The organism is Kitasatospora sp. NPDC059088, from assembly GCF_042738155.1.
GTDB lineage: Bacteria > Actinomycetota > Actinomycetes > Streptomycetales > Streptomycetaceae > Kitasatospora.
This window is the reverse complement of sequence record NZ_JBHYGR010000019.1, coordinates 1-8587: the sequence shown is the minus strand read 5'-3', so window position 1 is coordinate 8587 and position 8587 is coordinate 1. Positions and strand designations below refer to the sequence as shown.

Sequence of the window (8587 nt, the reverse complement as noted above, 5' to 3'; positions counted from 1 at the left end):
CTCCGGAGGAACCCGTGACGAACGACCACGACATCCTGGACGCCATCGCCGAGATCATCGAGGAGGTCCTCGGCGTCGACTCCGCCGACGTGAGCGCCGAGACCTCCTTCGCCGACGACCTCGACGTCGACTCCCTGGCCATGATGGAGATCGCGGTGGCGGTCGAGGACCGGTTCGAGGTGAAGATCCCCGACGACCGGGTCAAGGACCTGCGGACGGTCGGCGACGCGGTGGACTACGTCGCCGGGCGCCGGTGAGCGTCCTCGACCGCTTCCGGCTGGACGGCCGCGTCGCCGTGGTCACCGGCGCCTCCTCCGGCCTGGGTGTGGCCTTCGCGACCGCGCTGGCCGAGGCCGGTGCCGACCTCGTGCTCGCCGCCCGGCGCGCCGAACGCCTGGAGGCCGTGCGCGCGACCGTCGAGGCGCTCGGCCGCCGGGCCCTCGCCGTACGGACCGACGTCACCGAACCGGCCGACTGCCGCGCGCTGGTGACCGCCGCCGTACGGGCCTTCGGGCGGCTGGACATCCTCGTCAACAACGCCGGGATCAGCGGCGAACGACCTGCGGAGGAGGAGACCCCGGAGCAGTTCCGCGAGGTCGTCGACACCAACCTCAACGGCGCCTACTGGATGGCCCAGGCCGCCGGCGCGGTGATGCGGCCCGGCAGTGCCGTCGTCAACGTCTCCAGCATCCTGGCCCTGGTCACCGGCGGCCTGCCGCAGGCCGCCTACTCGGCCTCCAAGGCCGGGCTTCTCGGGCTCACCCGCGACCTCGCCCAGCAGTGGACCCCCGGCCGGGGCATCCGGGTCAACGCCCTCGCCCCCGGCCTGTTCCCCTCCCCGATGACCGACGGCTACGCCGAGGGCTACCTGGAGGCGGTGCTGCCCCGGGTGCTCTCCGGCCGCCTCGGGCGGCCCGAGGAACTCGCCGCCGCACTGGTCTTCCTCGTCTCCGACGCGTCGTCCTACGTCACCGGCACCACCCTGACCGTCGACGGCGGTACCCACATCGCCTGACCGTCCCGACCACGGAGGAGCGGAGAGTGACGATCGGCGAGCGCCACGGCCGGCTCGGCCGGTCGCACCTGCGGCGCCTGGTCGTCGGCCAGGGCCTGGCGGCCGTGACCGACGCGCTGTTCATCGTGTGGCTGACCCTCTACGTGCTCGACCTGGCGCAGCCCGGCCTCGCCACCGGGTTCGTCCTGGTGGCCGTGGCCCTGCCCCGGGCGGTGCTGCTGCCGCCCGCCGGAGTACTGGTCGACCGCCTCGGCCCCGACCGGGTGGTGGCCGCCGCCGCCTGGCTCCGGGTCGCCGTGCTGCTCACCCTCGGCGCCCTGGTCACCTTCGCCGCGCCGTCGCTGACCACCGTCGCGCTGCTCGGCGGCCTGCTCGGCGCCGCCGACGCCGCGTACTTCCCCGCGGCGCTGGCACTGCTGCCCGCCGTCGTGCCGACCGAGCAGCTCGCCCGGGTCAACGGGCTGGTGCAGGGCGCGGAGTCGGGCGGCGACCTGGTCGGCCCGGCGGTGGCCGCCGGCTGCATCGCCGCGGCCGGCTTCCCCGCCACGCTCGGCGGGATCACGGCGATGGCCGCCCTGGCCGCCGCCGCTTTCAGCACCCTCGCCCGGGTGGTCCGACGCACCGGCGACCGCGACGACAAGGGCGACGGCGACGAGCAGCCCGGCAACCTGCGCGCCCTCACCACCGGGCTGGGGTACGCCTGGCGCGAGCCCGTGGTCCGGGGCATGCTCGCGGCCATCGCCCTGATCAACCTCGCGGTCGTCGGCCCCGTCCTGGTGGGCGGCGCCGTCCTCGCCGACCAACGCCTCGGCGGCGCGGGCGCCCTGGGCATCGTGCTCTCCGGCTTCGGCGCCGGCTCACTGGCCGGCTCCCTGGCGGCCGGTTGGCGCCCGCCCGCCCGGCGCGGCCGGACCGTGGTCGGCGGCGTCGCCGCGATCGGCGCGGGCATGCTCGGCCTCGCCGCCGTCACCCAGGTCCTCACCGCGACGGCCGTGGCCTCGCTGATCGGCCTCGGCTCCGGCTTCCTCGGCGTGGTCGTCGTGTCCACCCTCCAGGAGCGGGTGCCCGAGCACCTGTTGGGCCGGGTGCTCAGCCTCGTCGTCCTGGCCACGGTGGCGTTCGACCCGTTCTCCTACGTCCTGGCCGGCGCCCTGCTCCCGTACGGCACGACCACCCTGTTCCTGGCCTCCGGCACCGCCGTCCTCACCTGCGCCGCCCTGGTCGCCACCAGCCCGGCGGTCCGCTCCCTGCGCTGACCGCCGAGGCCCGGGCACCTTCGGCGGCGCTGCCGGGCAACACGCGGTGCGCTCAGCGGCAACCGGCCCGGCGCGAGCGGCCCTAGCGTGTCGTGCACCGCAGCCGCACCGACCGTCGGCCGCACGCTACACGCAAGAGAAAGTGAGCACCATCCATGCCGTTCATCACCGTCGGCCAGGAGAACTCCGCACCCGTCGAGCTGTACTACGAGGACCAGGGCTCCGGGCAGCCGGTCGTCCTCATCCACGGGTTCCCGCTCGACGGGCACTCCTGGGAGCGGCAGAGCGCCGCGCTGCTCGCCGCCGGCCACCGGGTGATCACCTACGACCGCCGGGGCTTCGGCCGGTCCTCGCAGCCCACGACCGGCTACGACTACGACACCTTCGCCGCCGACCTCAAGACCGTGCTGGACACCCTCGACCTGCGCGAGGTCGTCCTGGTCGGCTTCTCGATGGGCACCGGCGAGGTCGCCCGCTACGTGTCCGCGTACGGTTCCGCGCGCATCGCCAAGGTCGCGTTCCTGGGCTCGCTGGAGCCGTGCCTGCTCAAGACCGCCGACAACCCGGACGGCGCCGCCCCGCAGGAGTTCTTCGACGGCATCGTCGCGGCCGTGAAGGCCGACCGCTACGCCTACTTCACCGCCTTCTTCCGGGACTTCTACAACCTGGACGAGAACCTCGGGACCAGGATCAGCGAGGAGGCCGTCCGCAACAGCTGGAACACCGCGGCCGCCAGCGGCTCCCACGCCTCCGCCGCCGCGCCGTCCACCTGGTACACCGACTTCCGCGCGGACATCCCGCGCATCGACGTGCCGGCCCTGATCGTGCACGGCACCGCCGACCGCATCCTGCCGATCGACAGCACCGGCCGGCCGTTCCACCGCGCCCTGCCCTCCGCCGAGTACGTGGAGATCGAGGGCGCTCCGCACGGCCTGCTGTGGACCCACGCCGAGGAGGTCAACGAGGCACTGCTGGCCTTCCTCGCGAAGTGACCGCACGGCCGGTCCCGGCCCCGGGCCCCGGTCCCTCCCCGTCCCACCGGACGGCGGAGGGGCCGGGGCCCCGGCCGTTCCGGGGCTCGTACGGAACCGTTCCGGGGACAGCGGTGCGCGGACGGAACGGAGGCGGTGCGCTGTGCGCAAACTCCTTGCCCTGCAACGGATCTAACGTTCTGTCATGTGATCGGGAACGCCGGGCCAACGCCCGGCCAGCCCGGCCGCCGCCCTCCGCCGCCCGCCCCCGGGCGGCCACCCCAACCCCTGTGACAGGAGGCCTCCGAGGTGCCTGCAATGCCGGTCGGCGGGCTGACGCCCCGCTCCGTCGAGGACGCCGCCGACGTCGTCGTCCGCAACGCCAGGATCCACACCGGCGACGCCCGCCGCCCCCGGGCCGGCGCCCTCGCCGTCCGCGACGGCGTGATCACCGTCGTCGGGGAGGACGCGGACGTCGCCCCGGTCATCGGCCCGTCCACCACCGTGGTCGACGCGCTCGGCCGACGCGTGGTGCCCGGCCTCAACGACGCGCACCTGCACGTGATCCGGGGCGGCCTCAACTACGTGCTGGAGCTGCGCTGGGACGGCGTGCGGTCGCTGCGCCAGGCGCTCGCGATGCTCCGGGAGCAGGCCGCCCGCACCCCGAAGGGGCAGTGGGTGCGCGTCGTGGGCGGCTGGTCCGCCGAGCAGTTCGCCGAGCGGCGGCTGCCGACCCCCGCCGAGCTGAACGAGGCCGCGCCGGACACCCCGGTGTTCGTGCTGCACCTCTACCAGTCGGCGGTGCTCAACCGCGCCGCGCTCAAGGCCGCCGGCTTCACCGCGCGCACCCCGGACCCGAAGGGCGGCCAGATCGTCCGGGGTCGCGGCGGCGAGCCCAACGGCATGCTGCTGGCCGCCCCGAGCGCCCTGATCCTCTACTCGACGCTCGCCAAGGCCCCGGCCCTGGAGGGCGAGGACCGCCGCACCTCCACCCGGCACTTCCTGCGCGAGCTGAACCGCTTCGGGCTGACCTCCGCGATCGACGCCGCCGGCGGCTTCCAGAACTTCCCCGAGAACTACGGCACGGTGACCGAACTCGCCCGGGACGGACAGCTCTCGCTGCGGATCGCCTACCACCTGTTCCCACAGACCGCCGGCCAGGAGCTCGACGACCTCACCCGCTGGATCGGGACCGTCCGGCCCGGGGACGGCGATGCGTGGCTGCGGCTGAACGGCGCCGGCGAGAACCTCACCTGGGCCGCCGCCGACTTCGAGAACTTCGCCGAGCCGCGCCCGGAACTCGGCGGCTACGAGGGCGAGTTCGAGCAGGCCGTCCGGCTGCTCATGGAACACGGCTGGGGCTTCCGGCTGCACGCGACCTACGACGAGACGATCCGGCGTGACCTCGCGGTCTTCGAGAAGCTCGCCGCGGAGGGGCTGTTCCCCGCCGGCAACCGGTGGCTCTTCGACCACGCGGAGACCGTCTCCCCGGACAGCCTCGACCGGATCGCGGCGCTCGGCGGCTCGCTGTCCGTCCAGAACCGGCTCTCCTTCCAGGGCGAGGTGTTCGAGCGCCGCTACGGCCCCGGCGCCGCCGCCGAGGCCCCGCCGATCCGCGCGATGCTGGACCGCGGCCTGACGGTGGCCGCCGGGACGGACGCCACCCGGGTCTCCTCGTACAACCCGTGGGTCGCCCTGCACTGGCTGGTCTCCGGCCGCACGGTCGGCGGCCGGGCGCTGCGGCCGGCGCAGAACCGGGTCGACCGCGCGACCGCCCTCGCGATGTACACCACGGCGGGCGCCGCGCTCACCGGCGAGCAGGACGTCAAGGGCGTGCTGCGGCCCGGCTGTTACGGCGACCTGGCGGTCCTGACCGACGACTACTTCACCGTGCCCGAGCAGGACATCCCGCACATCGAGTCCGTGCTGACCGTCGTCGGCGGCCGGATCGTCCACGCCGCGGCCGAGTACGAGGGCCTGGACGAGGAACTCCCGCCGGTCAGCCCGGCCTGGAGCCCGGTGGCCCGCTTCGGCGGCTACCAGGCCTCCGGCGCGGGCGCCCGCCAGGCGGAACTGCTCGGACAGGTCGTCGCCGAGTCGGAGCTGCACCGCCACTGGCGCGTCGAACGCGGCCTGGCGGCCGAACGGCAGCAGCCCTTCGACCCCTGTTTCGTGCTCTGACCGCACCGCTCCCCCGAACCTCCGCCACGGACCACCGTGCGCAGGACCTCCCGAAACGCGCCGGACTCCTCCGGCCCGCACCGAAAGGACCACCACCATGGTCGACCTGACCCAGGTCAGCGCCACCCCGAGCCCCGACCTGCTGACCCCTGACAACGCCGTCGTGCTGTTCGTGGACCACCAGCCGCAGATGTTCTTCGGCACCGGCAGCGGCGACCGCACCGCGATCATCAACGCCACCGTCGGCCTCGCCAAGGCCGCCCGGGCCTTCGACGTCCCGGCCGTGCTCACCACCGTCGCCGCCGAGTCCTTCTCCGGTCCGCTGCTGCCGCAGCTGGGCGCGGTCTTCCCGGAGGCGAAGATCCTCGACCGCACCTCGATGAACGCCTGGGAGGACGAGGCGGTCGTCGAGGCCGTCAAGGCCACCGGGCGCGGCAAGGTCGTGATAGCCGGGCTGTGGACCGAGGTCTGCCTGGTCCTGCCCGTGCTGTCGATGATCGAGCAGGGCTACGAGGTCTACGTCGTCACCGACGCCTCCGGCGGCGTCTCCCCCAAGGCCCACGAGCACGCGATCCAGCGGATGACCCAGGCCGGCGCCGTGCCGGTCACCTGGGTGCAGGTGCTGCTGGAGCTCCAGCGCGACTGGGCCCGGACGGAGACCTACGGCGCCGTCATGGAGATCGTCAAGGAGCACGCCGGCGCCTACGGCCTCGGGGTCGTCTACGCCCAGGCCGTCATCGGCGAGCACGCCGCCGGCTGACCCGGCCTCAGGGACGCCGGAACACAACGACCAGGAACACAGGGACCAGGAACAGGACATGACGGATACCGGACTGCTGATCCTCCGCGTGGTGGTGGGCCTGCTCATCGCCGGCCACGGGGTACAGAAGGTGAGCCACCGCCTGGGCGGCAACGGCCTGGCGGGCGGGACGGAGGAGTTCCGGCACGACGGCTTCGCCGGCGGGCGGCTGACCGCGCTCGCCGCGGGCGCCGGGCAGATCGGTTCGGGCCTGTTCCTGGCCCTGGGCGCGCTCATCCCGCTGGCGGCCATGGTCGCCATGGGCGTGATGACGGTGGCGATCACCGTCAAGCGGCCGCACGGACTGTGGGTGCAGGACGACGGCTACGAGTACCCGCTGGTGCTGGTCGTCACCGCCGGGTCGCTCGCCCTCACCGGGCCGGGCCGGTGGTCCGCCGACCACGCGGTCGGCCTCACCGGCTGGCCGCTGTGGCTGTCGCTCGCGTGCGCCGCGCTCGGCCCGGCCAGCGGGCTGCTCACCCGGGCCGTCCTGCACCGCCCGCCGACGGCGGAGGGGGTGGCGGCCGGTGCGCGAACTGCTGGCTGACGTCCGCCGGACGCTCGCCCCGCCCCGCACGGACCGGCACGGGCCGCTGCCCCCGCTGATGCTGCTGCTGACCATGGCCACCGGCGTGGTCGACGCCGTCAGCTACCTCGGCCTCGGGCACGTCTTCGTGGCGAACATGACCGGCAACGTGGTCTTCCTGGGGTTCTCGCTCGCGGGCGCCCCGGGGCTGTCCGCCCCCGCCTCGCTGGTCTCGCTGGCCGCCTTCCTGACCGGCGCGCTCGCCGGCGGGCGGCTCGGCAGCCGCCTGGCGGGCCACCGCGGGCGGCTGCTGGCCCGGGCCGCCGGAGTCCAGACAGTGCTGACGGCCGCCGCCGCCGTCATCGCAGCCCTGGCCGACGGCGGCGCGGGCGACGAAAAGAACTACGCGCTGATCGTCCTGCTCGGCCTCGGCATGGGCCTGCAGAACGCCGTGGCCAGGCGCCTGGGCGTGCCCGACCTGACCACCACCGTGCTGACCCTCACCCTGACCGGCCTCGCCGCCGACTCGGCCCCGGCCGGGGGCACGGCCCCGCGCCCGGGGCGGCGGATCCTCTCCGCCCTCGCGATGCTGCTCGGCGGACTCGCCGGCGCGGTCCTCGTCCTGCACGGGTGGCCCGCCACGGCCCTCGCCCTGGCCGCCCTGTTCCTCCTGGCCACCGCGCTGACCGCCCATCGGGTCTCCGCCCCGGACGCCCACTGGGCACCGCCGACGGCCTGACCCCGACACACCCCGACACGCCCCGACCGGAAGGATCCTCCCCATGATGAAGGGCTTCGCCCGCCGGCTGGTCCCACTGGCGGCGGCGATCGCCGCGCTGACCGCCGTTCCCACCGCCTCGGCGGCCTACGGCGACACGGCTCGCGCACCCGGCACGCACCGGCAGTTCGCCGTCGGCCCGCAGTACGACTCCACCCACGTCTACGTCGAACCGGGCACCGAGCAGGCCTTCGTGGCCAGTTGGGTCGCCACCTTCGGCGGCACCACGATCGGCCCCAACGCCACCCAGGTGACGCCGACCCCCAGCCGTACGCTCTCGGAGCTGGTGCTCTCCCCCGTCGGCACGCTCTCGGTGTTCGACTACACCACGCCCGTCCCGTACCCGTTCGGCACCGAGCGCACCGGCTGGCTGGTCACCGACCTCGACCGGGCCGTCGCCGCCGCACGGTCGGAGGGGGCGTCGGTGACGGTCGCCCCGTTCGCCGACCCGATCGGCCGGGACGCCGTCGTCCAGTTCCCCGGCGGCATCAGCGCCCAGCTCTACGTGCACACCACCCCGCCGTCCTACCCGGACCTGGCGAGCGTGCCGGAGAACCGGCTCTACCTGTCCCCCGACGCGGTCGGCTCCTTCCTGCGCAGCTACCTGGCCTTCACCGGCGGCCGGATCACCTCCGACGACCGGCGGGCCGACGGCGCCGCGATCGGACTGCCCGGGACGACGTACCGGCTGCTGCGCCTCACCTCGGGCTTCGGCACCACCACGGTCACCGTGACGGACGGCCACCTGCCGCACCCGTTCGGCCGCGAGCTGACCGGCTACGGCGTCGCCGACCTCGGCGCCACCCTGGACCGGGCGAAGGCGGCCGGCGCCTCGGTGCTGTGGGGACCGGTCACGGCGGGCGGCCGGGACAGCGCGATGGTGCGGTTCCCGGGCGGCTACCTCGCGGAGGTCCACACCGCCCGGTGACCCGCCTCCCCGGAACCCGGGGCCCCCCCCCCCCCGGGGGGGGGGGCGGCGCGGGGGGGGGCGGCGGGGGGGGGCGGGGGGCGGCGGGGGGGGCGGGGGGGGCGGGGGGGGGGGGGCGGGGGGCGGGGCGCGC

General features: G+C 74.9%; 9 protein-coding genes. All 9 read left to right on the top strand.

Annotated features, from left to right (window positions below):
- The first annotated feature begins 14 nt into the window (after positions 1 to 14).
- Positions 15 to 257, top strand: coding sequence for an acyl carrier protein (locus ACFWXO_RS11270; protein WP_380523299.1), 243 nt, complete (start codon positions 15 to 17; stop codon positions 255 to 257).
- Positions 254 to 1015 (top strand): SDR family NAD(P)-dependent oxidoreductase, encoded by a 762-nt coding sequence (locus ACFWXO_RS11265; RefSeq protein WP_380523298.1) that lies wholly within the window; start codon positions 254 to 256, stop codon positions 1013 to 1015. The genes ACFWXO_RS11270 and ACFWXO_RS11265 overlap by 4 nt, the downstream gene beginning before the upstream one ends.
- Before the next feature lie 26 nt (positions 1016 to 1041).
- On the top strand, positions 1042 to 2271 hold the full coding sequence (locus ACFWXO_RS11260; protein WP_380523297.1) for an MFS transporter: 1230 nt from the start codon (positions 1042 to 1044) through the stop codon (positions 2269 to 2271).
- Positions 2272 to 2426: 155 nt separating this feature from the next.
- The gene (locus tag ACFWXO_RS11255) at positions 2427 to 3263 is read left to right on the top strand and encodes an alpha/beta fold hydrolase (RefSeq protein WP_380523296.1); all 837 of its coding nucleotides are present in this window, start codon (positions 2427 to 2429) and stop codon (positions 3261 to 3263) included.
- 297 nt (positions 3264 to 3560) lie between these two features.
- The gene (locus ACFWXO_RS11250; RefSeq protein WP_380523378.1) at positions 3561 to 5423 is read left to right on the top strand and encodes an amidohydrolase; all 1863 of its coding nucleotides are present in this window, start codon (positions 3561 to 3563) and stop codon (positions 5421 to 5423) included.
- Between the two features lie 97 nt (positions 5424 to 5520).
- Positions 5521 to 6183, top strand: a complete 663-nt coding sequence (locus ACFWXO_RS11245) for a hydrolase (RefSeq protein WP_380523294.1) — start codon at positions 5521 to 5523, stop codon at positions 6181 to 6183.
- Positions 6184 to 6241: 58 nt separating this feature from the next.
- Positions 6242 to 6769, top strand: coding sequence for a DoxX family protein (locus ACFWXO_RS11240; protein ID WP_380523293.1), 528 nt, complete (start codon positions 6242 to 6244; stop codon positions 6767 to 6769).
- A complete protein-coding gene (locus ACFWXO_RS11235; RefSeq protein ID WP_380523292.1) occupies positions 6750 to 7487 on the top strand; it encodes a YoaK family protein in 738 nt (245 codons plus the stop codon). Before ACFWXO_RS11240 ends, ACFWXO_RS11235 begins: the two co-directional genes overlap by 20 nt.
- 43 nt (positions 7488 to 7530) lie before the next feature.
- On the top strand, positions 7531 to 8454 hold the full coding sequence (locus tag ACFWXO_RS11230; protein ID WP_380523291.1) for a VOC family protein: 924 nt from the start codon (positions 7531 to 7533) through the stop codon (positions 8452 to 8454).
- Positions 8455 to 8587: the final 133 nt, after the last annotated feature.

Bases quoted from the DNA above. Each gene is read 5' to 3' on its own strand.
- ACFWXO_RS11255 (WP_380523296.1), top strand. From the start codon at position 2,427: ATGCCGTTCATCACCGTCGGCCAGGAGAACTCCGCACCCGTCGAGCTG.
- ACFWXO_RS11250 (WP_380523378.1), top strand. From the start codon at position 3,561: ATGCCGGTCGGCGGGCTGACGCCCCGCTCCGTCGAGGACGCCGCCGAC.
- ACFWXO_RS11245 (WP_380523294.1), top strand. From the start codon at position 5,521: ATGGTCGACCTGACCCAGGTCAGCGCCACCCCGAGCCCCGACCTGCTG.
- ACFWXO_RS11240 (WP_380523293.1), top strand. From the start codon at position 6,242: ATGACGGATACCGGACTGCTGATCCTCCGCGTGGTGGTGGGCCTGCTC.
- ACFWXO_RS11230 (WP_380523291.1), top strand. From the start codon at position 7,531: ATGATGAAGGGCTTCGCCCGCCGGCTGGTCCCACTGGCGGCGGCGATC.